The organism is Oceanobacillus sp. GQ8 (assembly GCF_059758495.1).
Window position 1 is genome coordinate 454,480 of the sequence record NZ_JCAXEV010000003.1, and the last position, 19,260, is coordinate 473,739.

The following is a 19,260-nucleotide window of genomic DNA, read 5'->3' on the forward strand; positions in this document are numbered from 1 at the left end:
AGTCCCAATATATCAATTTTGAAAAAATAGAAAATTTAGACATAATCAAACAACATTTTTAAACAGCTTTTGCTATTGTCTAGATAACCCTATTAGGACACGGGGGATCCTACCTTTGACAAATTTTGAAGGGCGGTGTTTTCATGACTTGGAAATGTTGAGCCAGGAAATGAACCTCGAAATCAAATAAATGAATGAAGGAGGGATTTACTTGAAGCTACGAAAGGTAATTGCGTTTTTGTCCGCAGCTTTACTACTTCTGACACTCCCCATACCAGGGGGAATGAAAAATGTGTCAGCCGCTGAAAAGCAGGATGTAAACGAGGATGAGATTAACGCCATCATAGATGACCTGACATTAGAAGAGAAAATTGGGCAGCTGTTTATTGTACATGTATATGGACAAACCCCAACTGATCCAAGATACGAGGATACCAATTTAAATAACAACCGCGGTGGGAAAAACTTTCAAGAGGTTATTGAAAACTACCATATCGGTGGGCTAATTTATTTTAATTGGTCGTATAACATCGGCACACCTTTGGATCCAGACCAGGTTCAGTCCTTGTCTAACGGCGTACAGGAAATTGCGGTAGAGCAAGATTCCGGCATTCCATTATTTATTTCGACAGACCAGGAGGGCGGGATTGTCCAACGTGTAACAGAACCAGGGACGGTTTTTCCAGGAAACATGGCAATTGGAGCAACACGGTCTGAGGAGTTCGCTGCCCTATCTGGAAATATCATTGGCAAAGAGCTGAATAGTTTAGGGATTAACATGAACTTTGCACCAACCGTTGACGTGAACTTGAATCCGGCAAATCCAGTTATCGGAATTCGTTCTTTTGGCGAAGATCCTGATCTGGTTTCCAAGCTTGGTGTCTCGCAAATCAATGCATATAAAGAACAGAATGTAATCGCATCGGCAAAGCATTTTCCAGGACATGGTGATACGGATGTAGATTCCCATTATGGGCTTCCAGTCATTGACCATGATTTGGAAACATTACATGAAGTGGATTTAAAACCATTTAAAGAAGCAATTGATGCTGGAGTTGGTTCGATCATGACAGGACATATTGTCGTGCCAGCATTGGATGACTCTGGACTTCCGGCAACATTGTCAAAACCGATCATTACTGACTTACTTCGTGAGGAGCTTGGTTATGACGGCTTAATTATTACGGATAGCCTTGGTATGTCAGGTGCCAACGTAGTACCACCAGAACGTGTTCCGGTAGAATCCTTTAAAGCTGGAGTGGATATTTTATTAAATCCACCAGATGTAGAAGTGGCATATAATGGCATGCTTGAAGCTGTCCAATCCGGGGAAATTTCCGAGGAGCGTGTGGAAGAGTCGGTTTATCGCATTCTTCGGGCAAAGATGGAGAATGGCTTGTTTGAAGAAACGCAGACTAGCCCTGACAAGCTAGAGAACATTGGAACAGAAGCCAATTTACAGGCAGCAAAAGATATTGCGGAGAAAAGCATTACTTTAGTTAAAAATGAGGACGTATTACCAGTTCAAAACGATCAAAAGGTACTTATTACTGGCCCATCAGTAGCCAAGCCATCCTTGCTTTATCAATTGTTAGAGGAAAAGGGTGTCGATGGACGTAGCTATGCAACGGGTACAAGTCCTACAGACAGTCAGATTGAGCAGGCTGTAGAGCACGCAGCAGATGCAGATAAAATTGTTGTTACGACCTATACGGCGAATACAAATGAAAAACAGCGTGAATTTGTGGAAGCGCTTCAACAGACTGGAAAACCTGTCATTGTTTCGGCACATCGGAATCCATATGATGTGATGGTATTTCCAGAGGTAGATGGTTATGTTGCTTCCTATAGCTATCTCGACGTGTCAATCAACGCGGTAGCTGGCGTGCTGGTAGGCGATATTAATCCATATGGAAAATTGCCTGTTACGATTCCTGATCTATATAACCTCGGGCATAGCCTGGATTATACAGATACTTCTCTCAGTGGTGAGGGGATGAAGCAACTTGTCGATGAATTGGCACAGCAAGATGAAATTGTAGATAGTCAAACGATCAGAGCGCTTACAACACATCTGTCAGCTATTGAACGATTTGAAGAGCGTGACCTAGGAGATAAGGTCGTGAAGCACTTAGAAAGCTTCCAAGACTTGATTGCTCATTTCCATGAAAACGACAAGATTACCGACAAAGCATACAGCTACCTAGAAACAGAAAGCTTGAAATTGCAAGATGTCTGGACAACTCAGGAATAAACCTACTTTTAAATCAAACTAGGGGGATGCGTATGCATAGATTCGTGCGAGTGATGGTGCGTTTTTTCACTATCCTATACTTGCTCTTTCTGCTCGTCTCCCAGGTTCATTCTCCCACATCTGCTTTCTTTACGGCAACTTCTACTGTGGAAGGTGCCGTAACAGCAGGCACCTATGCTGAAGAGGCACCGATTGAGGGGGAGGAACAACACGCAGAAGAGCATACACAAAAGGTTGATACAACACAAGCAGAGACGGATAAGGGGTCAACTCGTGAAAAGGAGAACATAGACGAGCAATCAGAAGAAGATCATACATCTGAAACCTCTGAAAATAATACAGAAAAAGAAGCAGAGGAAAGTAACATGGAGAATGAAAAGCCTGTTAATGAAGAAGAGGAAGAGAGCGAAACGACAGAATTTGAAACAGTGGAAGAGGACGCGATGAGCGAAGGGGAGGAGAATGAAAATGAAAATGACATTAAAAACGCTGAGTAATATCTTGTATACGTTTGTCATTGCTGTGCTGCTTTGTGCTCTGCTCGTCGTGGGCCTCTCCAAAGCTTCCGGTAATGAGGTTAATGTTTTTGGCTATCAAATTAAATCCGTTCTTTCCGGATCTATGGAACCAGGGATTCAGACTGGATCTGTTATTGCGGTGAAAACTGGAGGAGATATGCAGCGGTTTTCAGAGGGAGATGTCATCACCTATCGTGCGGAGGACAACATACTGATCACCCACCGAATTATAGAGGTGGAAAACAATGGGCAGCAGTATATAACGCAAGGGGATGCTAATAATGGCCCTGATGTTAGCCCAGTATTATCAGAGAATGTCGTGGGGCAATATGCCGGGTTTACGATCCCATATGTTGGTTATGTGTTTCAGTTTGCCACGTCACCTGAAGGAGCGGCACTGCTCATGATTCTGCCAGGAATTCTATTGCTTGGATATGCTTTTATAACCATTAGAAGGACATTGAAACAGGTAAAACATTTGCTTCAGGAAAAAACGATGGACGCAAAATAAGCAGGAATATAAAAATTGGGGAGGAAGTTATAAATGAATATTAAAAAACAATTGGGGTTAGGAATTGCTTCAGCAGCACTAGGTCTTACATTAGTTAGTGGGGGGACATTTGCGTATTTCAGTGATACCGAAACATCAAGTAACACATTCGCTGCTGGGACGCTAGATCTCGCGGCAGCGCCAACAGAAATTATTGAAGTAGATAATATCAAACCAGGCGATACGATGGTACGTGATTTTGAATTACAAAATAACGGCACACTTGATATTGAAAAGGTACTACTCGATACAGATTATACTGTCACAGATGCTACAGGAGATAATACAGGAGATTTCGGCGAGCATATTATGGTCGAATTCCTATACAATGCCGACAAACTTGATGAAGTAATTTACCAGACGACACTGGCAGAACTAAAAACCATGACACCTGAAGCAGTAAATGAAAATGTCTTCTTGCCACTGCTTGGTGAAAATGGATTGCCAGTCGGAACCATTGATGATCTCGTTGTGCAATTTAATTTTGTAGATAACGGGGAGGACCAAAACGAATTCCAAGGAGACACGTTAAGCCTAGAATGGACGTTCACTGCACAGCAAACAGCCGGAGAAGATAAGTAATTAAATAAGGAGGCGTTTACAGATGAGAAAACAACAAGCGCTATCCATGCTCGTCCTTTTCATGCTCTGTCTGACACTGTTTGTTCCCGTAGCACCCGTGAAGGCGGAGGCTGCTAGTAATGCGGTGCAATTGCTCCAACAACCTTTGGATGATCTTGACGGAGAGGTGGAGCAAGCGATTGCGGATAAGGTGATGCCAGGGGCGGTCGTGTATATCGCAAAACAAGGCGAAGTCGTTAAACATGACGCTTATGGTTATGCTGCTCGTTACACGGATGATCAATTTACGGAAATGGAAGATCCTGTAGCAATGCAGGAAAATACTATATTTGATATGGCCTCGATTTCCAAACTGTTTACAGCAACAGCTGTCATGCAGTTATGGGATGAAGGATTATTTGAATTAGAAGACCCTGTGCAACAGTATATTCCGGAATTCACGGGGGAAGGCAAAGAAGAAGTTACGATCAGGCAACTACTCACACATACTTCTGGATTTGCTCCAAGTCCTAGTGAACGTCTTGATAAAGTGGAAGGGGATCGTTCGGACAGGTTAGATTTTGTATTGCACGAGCCGCTTCAACAAGCACCAGGTGCCGATTATGTGTACAGTGATGTGAATTACCTGACACTAGGCGTGCTAATTGAACGCCTTAGTGGTGAGCGCCAGGATGTCTTTGTAGAAAGGAAAATCACGGAACCACTCGAGATGCAGGACACGATGTATAATCCACCAGAATCACTTAAATCGCGCATCGCTGCTACCGAATATCAGCCATGGACAAATCGTGGTGTAGTTTGGGGAAGTGTGCATGATGAAAATGCTTGGTCATTGGATGGTGTAGCAGGACAGGCTGGCATATTTAGTAGTGCAGCAGATTTAGCTGTTTTCGCACAAATGATGCTAGAAGAAGGCACATATGCTGGGGGAGAAATTCTCTCAGAGGAAGCAGTTGAACTGATGAAAACAAACTGGAATGAAGCCTATCCTGGCCAGGACCAAGGACTGGGATGGGAATTAAATCAATCATGGTACATGGATGATCTAGCCGAAGATAATACGTTGGGCCACACAGGTTATACCGGAACATCGATTGTAGTAAGCCCGAATCATGAGACGGTGACAATTTTGCTAACAAACCGTGTTCACCCAACAAGAGAAACAGTTTCTACCAACGGTATTCGGAAAAAAGTATCGCAAAAGACAGCAGATGCTATTTATGCATGGAGTGCAGAAAGCATGCAGGACATGGTAGAACGATTGCTTACAAGGGAGGAAATAGAAGCGAACACAGCTAGATCCCTCGGCTTGCATTTAACGGTAATTAGTCGCTATGAGCAGCAAGGGAATCAAGAAAAAGTGTTAAAGCATCTTGCCGGTTTCCAACAGTTAGTCGATTATTTACACGAGGAAGATGCATTTAATGACTCAACCTATGAGGACCTCGTCCGTACAGCAACTTATTTGAGTGAGAAGTGGCAATAAATATTCGCTATAAGCAGCAGTGAGGAGCACAATGACACCCCTCACTGTTTCCTTTTAAGCGCGAAAAGGAGGGGAAACATGAAAAAGAAGTCTAGATTTTTATCGATCCTGCTTATCATTGGAATGTTGTTTAGTATCCCGGTGTCTGCGGTTTCTGCTGTCAGCAGCCCTGATGATAATACAGAATATGAACCGGAAAATCCAGGGGTTCAGCCCGAACAAATCGATGTTGGGGACAAAGGAATGGTCGTCTCCGCACATCCGCTAGCTTCTGAGATCGGAGCAGATGTTTTAAAACGCGGAGGTAACGCGGTAGATGCTGCAGTCGCCATGCAATTTGCTTTGAATGTTGCAGAACCGATGATGTCGGGAATCGGCGGTGGTGGCTTTATGATGTATTATGACGCCCAGACCGAGGATGTCTCGATCATTAATAGTAGAGAGCGCGCACCACAAGGGGCTACACCCGATATGTTTATTGATAAAAGCAATATCGTGGAAGAACCAGGTAAGTTTTTACTCGGGGCAAATGAACTGAGTGATGAAGTGGGCAACGAATTCCATGTTGCGGAAGTGCAAGTGGAGGATGTCGAAACAGGGGAGCATATTTTTAGCTCTGATTTCACTGGAGAGAATGATGCACCGTGGGATGCTGACAAATTTCAATTGTTGGAGCGGGGCACGGCGTTTCGCCTAAATGAAGCAGGAGGAAACATCCATTTTGGAGCACCATATGGCAGCAATTCCACTTCATTCGGTCAAGCTACCTCTGTGATGGAGTCAGTAGAAGATAGCGAATTATTTATTCGTTTTCGCACCGATGATCCAGGAGACGATAGAAGACTTCGCCTATGGTTGCGTGCAGATGCGTTCCGTTCCACGGGGTCTACCTATGCTCGCAATGGTTATGGGGTAGAAATCAATACAAATACAAGTGAACTAAAATTAATTCAAGCTAAAGACGGCCAAAACTCTACGTTGGACACCGTTTCCTTTGACCGTACAACAGAGTGGCAATCACTTCGTTTCCGTGTAGAGGATGATGAACTTAAGATTCGTCAATGGGAAGAAAACGAAGAAGAGCCTGAGGAATGGGATATAGAGGCCATTGCAGGTACGGTAATCCCTTTTTCTGAGCGTGTACAAAGCGGAAAATCGGTTGGCGTTCCTGGGACCTTAAAGGGACTAGAGACTGCACTTGATAACTGGGGTTCGATTCCAATGGAAGACTTAATTCAGCCTTCGATTGATATGGCGGAACAGGGTATTCCTGTGAATTGGGTACTAGCCAACGCAATTGCCAGTAATGAAAGTAAATTAGCCCGAACAGCTGCTGGGGATGTATTTTTACCAGACGGCGACCCACTGGAAGAAGGGGACACCCTTGTACAGGAGGACTTGGCTAAAACATTTATGTTAATTCGCGATCAAGGATCAGATGCTCTTTTCAACGGAGAAATTGGCGAAGCGCTTGCTGCAGAGGTTCAGGCATTTGGCGGGAGTATGGATACTGCAGATCTAAGTCGATATGATGTGACACAGGACGAACCCGTGTGGGGCGATTACCAAGGGTATGACATTGCATCCATGCCGCCACCAAGCTCTGGAGGACTAACCATGCTACAACTGTTAAAAATGTTTGAACAGCTGGATCTTACACAGCATGACGTGAAATCTCCAATGAAATACCACTATATGGCGGAAGCAATGCACCTTGCGTATGCCGACCGGGGTGCTTATATGGGAGATCCTGAATATGTGGAGGTACCGAGAGAAGGATTACTTGATCCAGATTATGTAGCAGAACGACTGGCAACCATTGACCCAGAAGCTGCTAATCCGAACGTAGAGCCAGGAAATCCGTGGAACTATCAGGACGGAGAAGCACCAGAGGTTGTCACACAGGTAGATGACAAGGTGGATGGAGAAACAACGCATTTTACGGTTGCCGATCAATGGGGAAATCTTGTTTCCTATACAACGACCATTGAGCAGGTGTTTGGATCAGGCATCATGGTACCGGGCTATGGCATTATGCTAAATAATGAACTGACCGACTTTGATGCCATCCCTGGTGGAGCGAATGAAGTGCAGCCTAATAAGCGACCACTTAGCAGCATGACACCTTCTATTGTTTTACAGGACGGAGAACCTTATATGACTGTTGGCTCACCAGGAGGCGCCACCATCATTACGTCGGTAACCCAGACACTTGTTAATGTACTTGGATATGAAATGGATTTAAAAGAAGCGATTGAAGAACCACGTATATACAGTAGCAGCTATCCAAGCATTCGTTGGGAGTATGGGGTGCCGGAAAACATTCGCGATCTATTAGAGCAAATGGGACACTCCTGGGAAGAAACGCCAAGAGAGATTGGCAATGTAAATAGTATTTTACTTCATAATGAAACGTATAGCGGTGCGGCCGATTCAACAAGGGAAGGAACAGCAATTGGCATCTCAGTTGAAGATCTTCCATCCATATTGAAATTGGAGCAATTAGTAGCGCAGTTTGCTGACAAAGGAGAAATCAATAATGAGCAAACAGAAAGACTTCTGCTTACCCATTTAACAGCAGTGGAGCGATTTGTAAATCAAGATCGCTTAGATAAAGCTAGTAAGCATATGCAAGTGCTGACTCAGTTGCTCGATGTTCAGCATGCTAATGGAAAAATTTCCGAACAGGCAAAAGAGGAGCTAACACAAAATGCAGAGGCTCTCTTACTGATTTGGCAAAAAGAACAAAATTAAGCAAAAGGCGGGGGAGGAGCTCTGTATCCTCCTAGCCTTTACTAAACAAAATAAGGGAGGCGTTAGCCTTGAAGAAGACGATTATTTTGGTAATAAGTCTGTGCTTCGTTCTCGGTTCATTGTCAGGTGTAGTGGCAGATAAGCTAAAGAACAATAACAATGCTGGTGGTGATGAGTTGAAGCTAGGTGTAGAAGTATTGCTTGAACAGCATAAAGATTTAATCGAAGGGAAGCGGGTTGGACTGATTACCAATCCAACAGGAGTTGATCAAGAGTTAAACAGTATTGTCGATACGTTGCATAATGATCCAGACGTTGAACTGACAGCCCTCTATGGTCCTGAACATGGGGTGCGCGGCGATGCGCAGGCAGGGGATTATGTAGAATACTATATTGATGAAGAAACAGGCTTGCCAGTATATAGCTTGTACGGCCAGACTAGAAAACCAACACCAGAGATGCTGGAAGATGTGGATGTTTTGTTATTTGACATTCAAGATGTTGGTGCTAGATTCTATACGTATATTTACACAATGGCGTATGCAATGGAAGCAGCACAGGAAAACGATGTGGAATTTCTTGTACTTGACCGTCCGAACCCACTTGGAGGTAATAGCGTCGAAGGCCCTGTCCTTGATCCAGAATATGCTTCCTTTGTCGGGAACTATCCAATTCCATTACGTCATGGGATGACGGTAGGGGAATTGGCCAAGTTATTTAATGAAGAATTTGATATTGGAGCAGATCTGACAGTCGTTGAAATGGATGGCTGGAAGCGGGGACAATATTATGATGATACAGAGCTTGAGTTTGTACTACCATCACCAAACATGCCGACACTTGATACGGCGCTTGTCTACCCTGGGGCTGCTTTAATAGAAGGAACAAATGTGTCAGAAGGACGAGGGACTACAAAGCCATTCGAATTAATCGGTGCGCCGTTTGTAAATAGTACAGACTATGCAGCGGCATTAAACAACCTTGAACTAGAAGGTGTGACCTTCCGTGCGGCTTCCTTCACTCCGACGTTTTCCAAGCATAGTGGTACATTAAGCCATGGGGTACAGATTCATGTAACAGATAAAAAGGCATACGACCCTATTGTGACTGGATTGCATATCGTTAAAACGTTACATGACATGTATCCGGATGATTTTGAATTTCGTGCTGAAAGCAGTGCAGGCGTGTCATTCTTTGATAACCTAATTGGTAACGGCTGGGTACGGGAAGCAATAGAGAATGGAGAAACAGTGGAATCAATGGTTGATCAGTGGAAAGGAGATCTGCAAGCATTTAAAGAAGTGCGTAGAGACTACCTTGTTTACACTGTCAGCACAGCTGATTTGAAAAATTCAATTGAAGCATTTGTTGACTCAGACGAACTCAAAAATGATGCAGCTCGAAAGCTAAAATTGCATCTTACCGCTGTTGAAAGATATGAAGAAAGTGCGGATGCCACTAAAGTTGCAAAGCATATGGAAAGCTTCCTACTATTATTGGATCAGCAATTAGAAGCTGAAAGCATTTCCGAAAGTGCTTACGAAGACCTTTATAGTGATGCAACGGATATGTTAGCGATGTGGAATTAATAGAAACTGAGACTGGATAAAAAGGATAAGTAGTCTAAGAGAAGAAAAGTCATAAGAGCCTGGCTAATCAACGCTATGGAAAATATTTCGCTTTCCGTGGGCACGGCCTCAGTCTCCTCAGAAGCAAAGATAGCTTCTTCCGGGGCCTTCGGACTCGTGCTGTTCCCACTGGACAAGTAAGGCTTCGTCAGCAATTCATCGCACGCAGAAAATGCGAATGCATTTTTAAGGAGTCTGCATATTTTCCTTCGCTGAAATGGTAGATCTGGCGAGAATTATTTAACACAACTAGTTAATAGTCTTTGAATAATTGTTCCATGTTTGCTTTCTAAATCATTTGTCATGGCTTCTTTTTTCTAAAATGAAAGGGGAGTAGATTTAATGAAAAGGGCGTTGTTGTTTGTTGCTGGATTTATGGCATTACTGTGGGTATCTCTTTCTCCTTCCTATGAAACGTATGCGGTGCAAGGGTTAAGTCAGTTGGAAGAAACTACTGTGAAGGTGGCGACGTATAATGTTGCAGCGGGTAGGGGGACTGATGGGACGTATAATTTGGAGCGAATTGCTACAGCCATTGAGAATACAGGTGCGGATATTATCGGCTTGCAGGAAGTAGATGTTCACTGGGGAGATCGTAGTAACAATGATAACATGGTGGCATTACTTGCTGAACGTTTAGATATGGATTACTATTTTGCCCCAATCTATGACTTTGACCCAGCAGGCGAAGGGGAACCACGCAGGCAATTTGGTGTAGCAGTATTGAGTAAATATCCAATTACCAATGCTGCAAATAGAGAGATTGCAAGATTATCTACACAAGACCCGGACCCTGTACCTAAACCTGCACCCGGATTCCTTGAAGCACAAATTAATGTGGATGGCGCAGAAGTGGCCTTTTATGTGACACATTTAGACTACAGGGCAGATCCTATTGTAAGAGAAATGCAGGTTGCGGACATGAAAGAAATCATGGCAGCGCATACCTATAGTATTCTCGTTGGGGATATGAACGCGAGACCTGATGCGCCAGAACTCCAACCATTATTTCAGAAATATGCAGATGCTTGGAACTGGAGTGTAGAAGAAGATGGGTATACGTACCCTGCTGCCTCGCCTGACCGGAGAATTGATTATGTATTTGCTTCTCCAAGAATCGAAGTCCATTCTGCTACTAAGATGTCTAGCCACGCAGCGGATCATCTACCAGTCATTGCCGAGGTTTCGTTAATAGAGGGAAGTCATTCTTACAATCTAGAAGGTACGGAATGGCTAGTTGACCACTTTATAGAGCATGGCGAAATTAAAGGTACAGAAACTTCTACCTTGTTACACAACCATTTGCGGGCACTAAACTATTATAAAAAGCAAGGGAAGAATGAAAAACTAGTAAAGCATTTGCAAGGTATGACGGTATTGCTTGATTATGAAAAAGAAAAGGGCCATATTTCCGGTAAAGCTTGGGAAGAGTTGTCCAGGGATATAGATTATTTTACAGAAAAATGGATTCAATAACGAAAGATAAAAAGCCTTGCATAACAGCGAGGCTTATTTTTTTGTTTCGTAAATTAACACCCATTTCCGATTAAATGAAATTTTCTAATTGTTATGTTAATATGATATAGATAAAGACAAAGGAGGAATACGATGGAATATGCAATTGGTGGATGGACATTATTTTGGTTTGTCGTTCCCATGCCGCTATTGGTAGTCTGGGCAGTGATTACCTTTTTCACGGAAAAGGGGGATGACACGAAATGAACGCCACGTTGATAACATTTATTTTTTACCTTGTTGGAATGATTGTCATTGGAATTATTACGTACAGAATGACAAACACATTATCAGATTATGTGCTCGGTGGCAGGAAGCTAAATAGTTGGGTTGCTGCATTTTCAGCATCGGCGAGTGATTTTAGTGGCTGGCTCTTAATTGGGTTGCCTGGTGCGGCATATGCGGCAGGACTTGGACAATGGAGCTTGTGGATTGCAATTGGTCTGGCAGTTGGTGCCATGATTAACTGGCAATATGTCGCAAAACGTCTACGTATTTACACCGAATACTCCAATAACTCCATTACATTACCACAGTTTTTTGAAAATCGATTTCGAGATAAATCACACTTATTACGCGTAATTTCAGCAGCATTTATTTTAGCGTTTTTCTTATTTTATACAGCTTCAGGACTTGTAGCTGGGGCGAAATTATTCCAGGGTACTTTTGATATGGATTATCATTTTGCTTTAACAGTTGGTGCCATTATTATCGTTTCCTATACCTTTTTAGGCGGATTCCTGGCAGTTAGCTATACAGATTTTGTCCAAGGTGTACTTATGTCGGCAGCACTTTTATTTACTTCCATTTATGGATTGATTGAGATTGGTGGATTTGGGGAATTATTTAACCAGCTTGGACAAATAACCCCCAACTTAATTGATGCGTTCTCAGCAACAGATTATAACCAACCAGAGGGAGTACTTTGGGAGCCTCTAGGGGCAATCGGAGCGGTTGGAATTATTTCTGCACTTGCCTGGGGGCTTGGCTATTTTGGGCAGCCACACATCCTAGCTCGATTTATGGCAATCCGTTCCCATAAGGAAGTTCGTAAAGCACGTTTGATCAGTGTAGCTTTTGGACTTGTTATCCCTCTATATGGTGCGTTAATTGTCGGGATGCTCGGTATCGTAACTTTTAGTGAGCCTCTAGCCGATTCTGAGCAAGTCTTTATACAGCTTGTGCAAGTTGTTTATAATCCATGGGTTGCAGGAATCTTACTTGCAGCTGTACTTGCAGCCATTATGAGTACGGTTGACTCACAATTACTTGTCTCATCCAGTGCCCTTTCTGAGGACTTTTACAGAAGATATCTCCGCAAAAATGCATCAGATAAAGAACTCGTATGGGTTGGACGAATTTCCGTTCTCGTCATTGCGATTATCGCGATTATGCTTGCATGGAATGAAACAAGCTCTGTGCTTGATCTTGTGAGCTATGCATGGGCAGGGTTTGGTGCAACGTTTGGTCCAGCTGTTCTGTTTTCCTTATTCTGGAGAAAGATGTCTCGAAACGGTGCGGTCGCCGGAATTGTCGTGGGTGGCGTAACAGTCTTCCTATGGCCATTGACCGGATCTGCTTTATACGAGATCGTACCAGGTTTTGTGCTATCAAGTATTGCAATTATTTTATTCAGTTTGATTGGAAAGGGACCTACCAAGGAGATGCAGGAAGAATACGATAAAGTTGCAGGCGTAAAATAACGTTAGGAGTGATACAGCATGAGTCAAAATAAATTATACGGCAATACACCTTGCTATCTTAATGGAAAAAAAGTGAAATTGGGAAAAGATGATGTTACAGATCGCGATGTTCTCATTTACGGTGTCCCATGGGAGGGAGCCGTAACCTGGGGTGATTATACAGGCTGTGAGCTAGGACCAAAGGCTATCCGCCTCAACTCTGCTCGGTATTCAGGTTATTTGCCGGAATTAGATGACATCGATGTGCTTTCCCATTATACAATTGGCGATCTTGGGGATGTAGATGTGGTACCAGCAGATACAATCGAGACGATGAAACGAATTGAGGACTTTGCCTCGGGTGTTTGGAAAACGGGAAAATTCCCTGTCGCTTTCGGTGGCGATCATGGCATCACTTATCCCATTGTAAAAGCGTTAAGTGAAGAAGTGGATGGAAAAGTTGGAGTCATCCATCTGGATGCTCACTACGACAACTATAAAGAATATGAAGGCGACCTATATGCAAGAAGCACACCATTCCACCGCATTTATGAAAGTGAAAGTGTGCGAAATGAAAGCATTGTCCATATGGGAATCCACGGACCGAGGAATGCGCCCGAAACAGGGAAATATGCAAAGGAAGTTGGCGCGACTACTATCTCTGTTAGAGAGGTACGCAAGGCAAAGGACCTAACCGCCTTAGCTAAAAAAGCGTATCAAATTGCCAGCGAAGGAACAGAAGCTGTTTACCTAAGCATTTGCAGTGATGTACTCGACTTCGCATTTAACCCAGGTGGCCCCGTAGATGGAAATGGCCTCACTTCTTATGAGTTGTTGGAGCTCGTGCACGAGTTCGCCAAGATGGGGATTCGCGGAATGGATTACGTGGAAGTTTATCCACAACAGGATACCAATGACAACTCCTCCCATTTCGTCACATACGCCGTGCTCTACGCATTGGCAGGTAATATCTTACATGAAAAAGAAGCGGAATAATGGATTAAGCCACTTCCTATAGGGGGAGTGGTTTTTTTGTTTATGTAGTAGTGTGTGATTAGGACTGAAACCAAAACAGTGGGAAGTGAAACCAGAGCAGCGGGAAGTGAAACCAAAGCCGTGCAAACTGAAACCAAAACAGTGCAAACTGAAACCAAAACAGTGGGAAGTGAAACCAGAGCAGAGCAAACTGAATCCAAAGCAACGCAAAGCGAATCCACCACATAGCAACTTGGACTTCCAGAACGCCTCTCTAAATCCTAAGAAAATCTATTTATAAAAAATCGTGTCTATAGACCTATAAATTAAGGCAAGTTATGCCGATATAAAAAGTAGAGGGAACAAAGAGGGGGAACCATATTGGGATTATCCATACATAGAAAGCAAAAAAATGAAAAGAACAAGCAAACACTCCAGCAAGCTGCCAGTGAAATGAACCCAACGATTGAAGTGACACCAGACTCAGATTTAGAAAAGCAATTGAAAATGCTTGATTTAAAACGAGAAGACTTTGCAATAGCCATGGCATTAAAGTCATATGTGGAAGCAGATAACAAAAACATTATAGACTGCTTCTATGGAAGTATTGAACAAAATCCAAAACTGATTGCAATTATCGAAGAATACAGTTCAATAGATAAATTGAAACTGACGTTAGAAAGACATATTATTGAGATGTTTTCTGGTGAAATTAGTGAAGCCTTTATTCAACGTCGGAAGAGAATTGCTCATATCCATGTAAAAATTGGCCTTACCCAGAAATGGTATATTGCTTCATTCCAAAAGTTGTTTGACGGATTGATTGATTTAATCGTAACAAACTTCCCACATCAGGATGATCGTTTACTTGGCATAAAGCTTGTCAATAAACTACTCAACCTTGAACAACAAGTTGTGTTGGAAGCATACGATGACGAAGTGACAGAATATCGAGACCAACAAGAACAAGCTAAGATGGAAATTTTGAATTCAGTTGAACAAACTTCTGCAGAGCTTGCGGCATTAGCTGAGGAGACAAATGCGTCGATTGGTGACATGACCGAAAAAATTGGTGTCATCACAACAAGCTCAAGAAGTGGCACCGAACTGGCACAAAATGCAAAAACTGCCGCTGACAAAGGGGTTTCCAGACTTTCTGACATGCGCTCGTCTGTTCAAGAGTTAGAAGATAGCACAGCTAAGATCGTTTTGGAAATGACCAATTTGGAAACGACTTCTATAAAAATTAAAGAAATTATCGAGATTGTAAAGTCCATCGCGGACCAGACCAATTTGTTAGCATTAAATGCATCCATTGAAGCTGCTAGAGCAGGCGAACATGGGCGAGGCTTTGCGGTGGTAGCAGAAGAAGTACGTAAGCTAGCTGAACAAACAGGCAGCTCTGTAACAAATGTTACCGACCTTGTAAACCAGACAGGGGAGCAAGTCTTCAATAGTTCTTCTAATATCAAAGTAGCACAGGAATTTTTGGATACAATTAAAAGCGAACTAAAAAATACAGAAGATGCTTTCGGTGAAATTGATGCGAGCATGGATAAATCCAAACGAAGCAATGAAACCATTCAGGATGATCTAGAAGTATTTAATGAAGCAATCAGTGGAATTGAACAATCCGCGACAACAATTTCTGAATCAGCAGATACATTGAATCGCTTGTTGGCAGATAGAGATAGATAAGTTGAAAAGGAATTCTTCATGAGAAGAGTTCCTTTCTCATATTCCAGATAAATAGACCTACTTTCTTCCTATAGAAATATCCTCCTATATACACTTGTTGCCCATAAGTTGAAATGTTACGATTGTATTACAAACTATTCTATGCATACAAGGAGGGGACAGATTGACCAAAGAAATGATGGAAGATCTGTTGCGAAGTGTCACAAAGCTATTAGAAGAAATCAATGAATTGCAGACAAAAAGCAAGCAAATGGATGAACTGTTTCTAAGTTTAGAAATAAGGGCCAATAACATAGAACTCACATTAAACGGTTTACAGCAAAATGTTGTACGATTAGACCAACGAATCGCAACAGTGGTAGAGAGACAGCTTGAAAAAAGCACTAATAAATTTTTGTCCCAAGGAATTATTCAATAGGGCGTGCGTCTGCAGGCTTATTTTTTTTGTTTTTTTCATAGAAATACTATCTATATAATCCTATTTTATTCCTTGGGAAAAAGGAAATGCCTCCAATTAGTATGCTCATTTTCAATTTTTGTTTTCTTGTTGGAAACTCTTAATCATGGTAAGCTAAGTTATAGACAAAGCAAGGAAAAGGTGAGAAGTATGGAGGATATTTCAAACAGAGATATTATGCAGGCTATCACAGAACTGGGACAGCAGGTATCAGGTTTAGGCGATCGAATAGAAAACCTAGAAACACGAGTTGCCAATCTAGAAAAAGAGCTCAAGCAGGACATCCGCAAATTGGATGCCAAGTTTTCTGTGCTTAGTGATAGTGTTGTTGAAACAAAGGCTGATATGAAGTTATTAAAACAAAACCAACATTAAAGCGTGCATGTGCAGGCTTATTTTTTTGCTCTCAAAAAGAAAAAAATCCCCGGTTGTCCGAGGATTCTCTGTTTAAAAGAATAATAGACCAATTGAGATTGGAATAAAACTATACACGAGAATTAAGACACAAAAGCCCATAATATCGCGTACTTTTAACCCGGCAATCGCGAGTAAAGGCAGTGCCCAGAATGGCTGAATCATGTTGGTCCAAGCGTCACCCCAGGCAACGGCGACAGCGGTTTTCGCAGTATCAACGCCTAGCTCAAGTGCAGCTGGAATCATGATCGGCCCTTGCACAGCCCATTGCCCACCACCAGATGGTACGAAGAAATTGACCAGTCCTGCGCTTAAGAAGGAAAATAGAGGAAAGGTGAACGAGTTTGACATATTAACGAATGCCATCGACATCTGTTCTGATAACCCAGACGCCACCATCATCCCCATAATCCCTGCATAAAACGGAAACTGAACAATAATCCCCCCAACATTTTTCACAGAATTTGTTACACTGTTTAAAAATCTTCTCGGTGTCTTGTGAAATAACATCCCTAAGAACAGCATAATAAAGTTCACGATATTAATGTTAAGATCAAACCCATTTTGAATAAAGAAGTAAACGACAAATGCAAAGCCAAGTAACCCGATGACTATAGATAGAACCTGGCTATTTTCCAATTTTTCCGCAGGTGTTTCGGCTGCTTTTTCTTCCCCAGTCTCTTCACTTGAGCCATCAATTGACTCTGGTCGCCATAAATGTGCGTCCCCTTGTGTGAGCGGATCACGTGATTTCATTAAGAAGCGATTTACAAATGGAAGGGTAAATAAAAGGAAAAAGACAATAAACAAGTTAAAGCTACTGAACAATGTCTCACTAACCGGAACGGTCCCCATCGTATCTTCCATAAAATGGCCAGGTGTTGCAATTAATAAAGGGATGGAAGCAGATAATCCGCCATGCCATAGTAGAAAACCACTATAGGCACTCGCCATCAGCACACGGTAATCTACTGTTGGAACCCGCTTTGCCACATGGATAGCAAATAATGCCCCAACCACAAGACCAAACCCATAATTAATGATACAAGCAAGTGAAGCAATAAATGTCACGAGTAAAATCGCCTGGGATGGCGTATTCGCAAGGGTACTTATTTTCTTAAGGAGGTTTCGAACAACAGGCGTACTAGCTAAGATATAACCTGTTACCACAATGAGGGACATCTGCATCGCAAATGCTAAAAGATCCCAGAATCCGTCGCCCCAATAGGAAACCATGTCGACAAGGGAACTATCTGTAAAAATCATACCAAGAATAAAGACAGCAAGCGTTAAAATAATTGCAAATAAGAACGCATCAGGCAAATAACGCTGCACCATACGGTCACAAAACCGCGTAATACTTTTCATAGATTTCACTCTCCTTTCAATTTTTAAGCGCTTTCAAATAGGATAACAGATTATTAAAGCGCTGTTAAAGAATCCAATGCTTGCACAAAAGAAAAATTATTTATCTTTTTTTATAAAAACATTTAAACATTCTATAAAACGGTCGATATAAGTAATGTAGTCATCATGATGATAAAAATGTTTTGGCCGAACATTGACAAAGTTAATAACGCAAGGTGATATTCACCAAGTGTTGTTATAGATGGGACACAAGGACGTGCCCAAAAAATACACTTACATGGAGGTAAGAAAATTATGATTATCAATCACAATATTGCTGCTCTTAACGCACACCGCCAATTAGGAGCAAACCAAGGTGCTACACAAAACTCATTGGAGAAACTTTCTTCAGGTCTAGGAATTAACAAAGCTGGAGACGATGCTGCAGGTCTAGCAATCTCTGAAAAAATGCGTGGACAAATTAAAGGACTTGAAATGGCATCTAAAAATGCTCAAGACGGCATTTCTTTGATTCAAACTGCTGAAGGTGCATTGAATGAAACTCATTCAATCCTTCAACGTATGCGTGAATTATCTGTACAAAGCTCTAACGACACTAACACAGACAAAGACCGTGCAGAATTGCAAAAAGAAGTAGATCAACTTTCTCAAGAAATCACACGTATTGCTGACAACACTGAATTTAATACGCAAAACTTACTTGGTGGAGAGTTTGAAGCTACATTCCATATTGGTGCAAATGAAGGTCAAAACTTAAAAATTCAAGTTGACGCAATGGATGCTGAATCACTAGGCGTTGCTAGATCAGCTACTGAAGGAATTGATATTTCAACTCAGGAAGCTGCTGATACAGCAATTACTACTATCCAAGAAGCTATCGACACAGTTTCTGCTGAACGTTCTAAACTTGGGGCAACTCAAAACCGCCTAGAGCATACTATTAACAATCTTGGAACTTCTTCTGAGAACTTAACTGCTGCTGAATCTCGTATCCGTGACGTTGACATGGCAAAAGAAATGATGAACTTCACGAAGAACAACATTCTTAGCCAAGCAGCGCAAAGCATGCTTGCTCAAGCAAATCAACAACCACAGGGAGTACTCCAGTTACTTCAGTAGTATTGAATCTAAGACTCTGGCATCTGCTGGGGTCTTTTTTTATCTATTTTATATGATAAGGTATTTTTTTAAGAAATCTAATTCCTCTATTTTAACTACCCTTTATTGATTTTAAAAATAGTTTCCGAGAGTTGATATACTTTTATTGAAAATCTAGAAAACATAAGGAAACTTAGAGTTACCTTTTAGATTACACTAGATTGGCCGATAATAGTATTAGCAAATAAATAATTTTACTTGTAATTTATAAACAAAGGAAG

16 protein-coding genes and 2 pseudogenes are annotated in these 19,260 nt (G+C 42.0%); 17 read left to right on the top strand and 1 reads right to left on the bottom strand.

The window, feature by feature from the left end:
* Positions 1 to 211: 211 nt before the first annotated feature.
* From AC6CHS_RS11070 to AC6CHS_RS11145, 16 genes and pseudogenes are all read left to right on the top strand, one after another.
* A complete protein-coding gene (locus tag AC6CHS_RS11070) occupies positions 212 to 2,254 on the top strand; it encodes a glycoside hydrolase family 3 protein (protein WP_498236046.1) in 2,043 nt (680 codons plus the stop codon).
* Between the two features lie 32 nt (positions 2,255 to 2,286).
* Positions 2,287 to 2,751 (top strand): SipW-dependent-type signal peptide-containing protein, encoded by a 465-nt coding sequence (locus AC6CHS_RS11075; protein ID WP_498236047.1) that lies wholly within the window; start codon positions 2,287 to 2,289, stop codon positions 2,749 to 2,751.
* Positions 2,723 to 3,283 (top strand): signal peptidase I SipW, encoded by a 561-nt coding sequence (sipW, locus tag AC6CHS_RS11080; RefSeq protein WP_498236048.1) that lies wholly within the window; start codon positions 2,723 to 2,725, stop codon positions 3,281 to 3,283. The genes AC6CHS_RS11075 and sipW overlap by 29 nt, the downstream gene beginning before the upstream one ends.
* Positions 3,284 to 3,316: 33 nt before the next feature.
* Positions 3,317 to 3,904, top strand: coding sequence for a TasA family protein (locus AC6CHS_RS11085; RefSeq protein WP_498236050.1), 588 nt, complete (start codon positions 3,317 to 3,319; stop codon positions 3,902 to 3,904).
* A 22-nt stretch (positions 3,905 to 3,926) separates the two neighbouring features.
* Positions 3,927 to 5,390: a serine hydrolase domain-containing protein gene (locus AC6CHS_RS11090; protein WP_498236052.1), complete on the top strand. Its 1,464-nt coding sequence runs from the start codon at positions 3,927 to 3,929 to the stop codon at positions 5,388 to 5,390.
* 78 nt (positions 5,391 to 5,468) lie between these two features.
* Positions 5,469 to 8,144: a gamma-glutamyltransferase gene (gene ggt, locus AC6CHS_RS11095; protein ID WP_498236054.1), complete on the top strand. Its 2,676-nt coding sequence runs from the start codon at positions 5,469 to 5,471 to the stop codon at positions 8,142 to 8,144.
* 68 nt (positions 8,145 to 8,212) lie between these two features.
* Positions 8,213 to 9,469: pseudogene (locus AC6CHS_RS11100) on the top strand (exo-beta-N-acetylmuramidase NamZ family protein); the annotation flags it as partial.
* Entirely contained in the window at positions 9,446 to 9,733 is a 288-nt protein-coding gene (locus tag AC6CHS_RS11105) for an FIMAH domain-containing protein (protein WP_498236484.1), read from the top strand. The pseudogene AC6CHS_RS11100 and the gene AC6CHS_RS11105, both read left to right, overlap by 24 nt.
* A 381-nt stretch (positions 9,734 to 10,114) precedes the next feature.
* A complete protein-coding gene (locus tag AC6CHS_RS11110; protein ID WP_498236056.1) occupies positions 10,115 to 11,248 on the top strand; it encodes an endonuclease/exonuclease/phosphatase family protein in 1,134 nt (377 codons plus the stop codon).
* Positions 11,249 to 11,490: 242 nt separating this feature from the next.
* Entirely contained in the window at positions 11,491 to 12,990 is a 1,500-nt protein-coding gene (gene putP, locus AC6CHS_RS11115) for a sodium/proline symporter PutP (protein WP_498236058.1), read from the top strand.
* An 18-nt stretch (positions 12,991 to 13,008) separates the two neighbouring features.
* The gene (locus tag AC6CHS_RS11120) at positions 13,009 to 13,965 is read left to right on the top strand and encodes an agmatinase family protein (RefSeq protein ID WP_498236060.1); all 957 of its coding nucleotides are present in this window, start codon (positions 13,009 to 13,011) and stop codon (positions 13,963 to 13,965) included.
* Positions 13,966 to 14,019: 54 nt separating this feature from the next.
* The gene (locus AC6CHS_RS11125) at positions 14,020 to 14,193 is read left to right on the top strand and encodes a hypothetical protein (RefSeq protein ID WP_498236062.1); all 174 of its coding nucleotides are present in this window, start codon (positions 14,020 to 14,022) and stop codon (positions 14,191 to 14,193) included.
* A gap of 204 nt (positions 14,194 to 14,397) precedes the next feature.
* Positions 14,398 to 14,871 (top strand): annotated as a pseudogene (locus AC6CHS_RS11130) (protoglobin domain-containing protein); the annotation flags it as partial.
* 234 nt (positions 14,872 to 15,105) lie between these two features.
* Positions 15,106 to 15,642 carry a methyl-accepting chemotaxis protein gene (locus AC6CHS_RS11135; RefSeq protein WP_498236486.1) on the top strand — a complete coding sequence of 179 codons (537 nt, stop codon included), beginning with the start codon at positions 15,106 to 15,108 and terminating at the stop codon, positions 15,640 to 15,642.
* A gap of 163 nt (positions 15,643 to 15,805) precedes the next feature.
* Positions 15,806 to 16,060: a hypothetical protein gene (locus AC6CHS_RS11140; protein ID WP_036575215.1), complete on the top strand. Its 255-nt coding sequence runs from the start codon at positions 15,806 to 15,808 to the stop codon at positions 16,058 to 16,060.
* A 189-nt stretch (positions 16,061 to 16,249) separates the two neighbouring features.
* Positions 16,250 to 16,474 (top strand): hypothetical protein, encoded by a 225-nt coding sequence (locus tag AC6CHS_RS11145; protein WP_498236064.1) that lies wholly within the window; start codon positions 16,250 to 16,252, stop codon positions 16,472 to 16,474.
* Positions 16,475 to 16,546: 72 nt separating this feature from the next.
* On the opposite strand, the gene AC6CHS_RS11150 is transcribed toward AC6CHS_RS11145, so the two are convergent.
* Complete coding sequence (locus AC6CHS_RS11150) at positions 16,547 to 17,881, bottom strand: short-chain fatty acid transporter (RefSeq protein WP_498236066.1); 1,335 nt, start codon at positions 17,879 to 17,881, stop codon at positions 16,547 to 16,549.
* A gap of 294 nt (positions 17,882 to 18,175) precedes the next feature.
* Between AC6CHS_RS11150 and hag the strand changes: the two genes are divergently transcribed.
* Positions 18,176 to 19,000, top strand: a complete 825-nt coding sequence (gene hag, locus AC6CHS_RS11155) for a flagellin Hag (protein ID WP_443148697.1) — start codon at positions 18,176 to 18,178, stop codon at positions 18,998 to 19,000.
* Positions 19,001 to 19,260: the final 260 nt, after the last annotated feature.

What these genes read in the sequence shown, in the direction of transcription:
- AC6CHS_RS11145 (WP_498236064.1), top strand. Translation starts at nt 16,250, where the DNA reads ATGGAGGATATTTCAAACAGAGATATTATGCAGGCTATCACAGAACTG.
- AC6CHS_RS11135 (WP_498236486.1), top strand. Translation starts at nt 15,106, where the DNA reads ATGCGCTCGTCTGTTCAAGAGTTAGAAGATAGCACAGCTAAGATCGTT.
- putP (WP_498236058.1), top strand. Translation starts at nt 11,491, where the DNA reads ATGAACGCCACGTTGATAACATTTATTTTTTACCTTGTTGGAATGATT.
- ggt (WP_498236054.1), top strand. Translation starts at nt 5,469, where the DNA reads ATGAAAAAGAAGTCTAGATTTTTATCGATCCTGCTTATCATTGGAATG.
- AC6CHS_RS11075 (WP_498236047.1), top strand. Translation starts at nt 2,287, where the DNA reads ATGCATAGATTCGTGCGAGTGATGGTGCGTTTTTTCACTATCCTATAC.
- sipW (WP_498236048.1), top strand. Translation starts at nt 2,723, where the DNA reads ATGAAAATGACATTAAAAACGCTGAGTAATATCTTGTATACGTTTGTC.
- AC6CHS_RS11110 (WP_498236056.1), top strand. Translation starts at nt 10,115, where the DNA reads ATGAAAAGGGCGTTGTTGTTTGTTGCTGGATTTATGGCATTACTGTGG.
- AC6CHS_RS11120 (WP_498236060.1), top strand. Translation starts at nt 13,009, where the DNA reads ATGAGTCAAAATAAATTATACGGCAATACACCTTGCTATCTTAATGGA.
- AC6CHS_RS11085 (WP_498236050.1), top strand. Translation starts at nt 3,317, where the DNA reads ATGAATATTAAAAAACAATTGGGGTTAGGAATTGCTTCAGCAGCACTA.
- AC6CHS_RS11150 (WP_498236066.1), bottom strand. Translation starts at nt 17,881, where the DNA reads ATGAAAAGTATTACGCGGTTTTGTGACCGTATGGTGCAGCGTTATTTG.
- AC6CHS_RS11090 (WP_498236052.1), top strand. Translation starts at nt 3,927, where the DNA reads ATGAGAAAACAACAAGCGCTATCCATGCTCGTCCTTTTCATGCTCTGT.
- hag (WP_443148697.1), top strand. Translation starts at nt 18,176, where the DNA reads ATGATTATCAATCACAATATTGCTGCTCTTAACGCACACCGCCAATTA.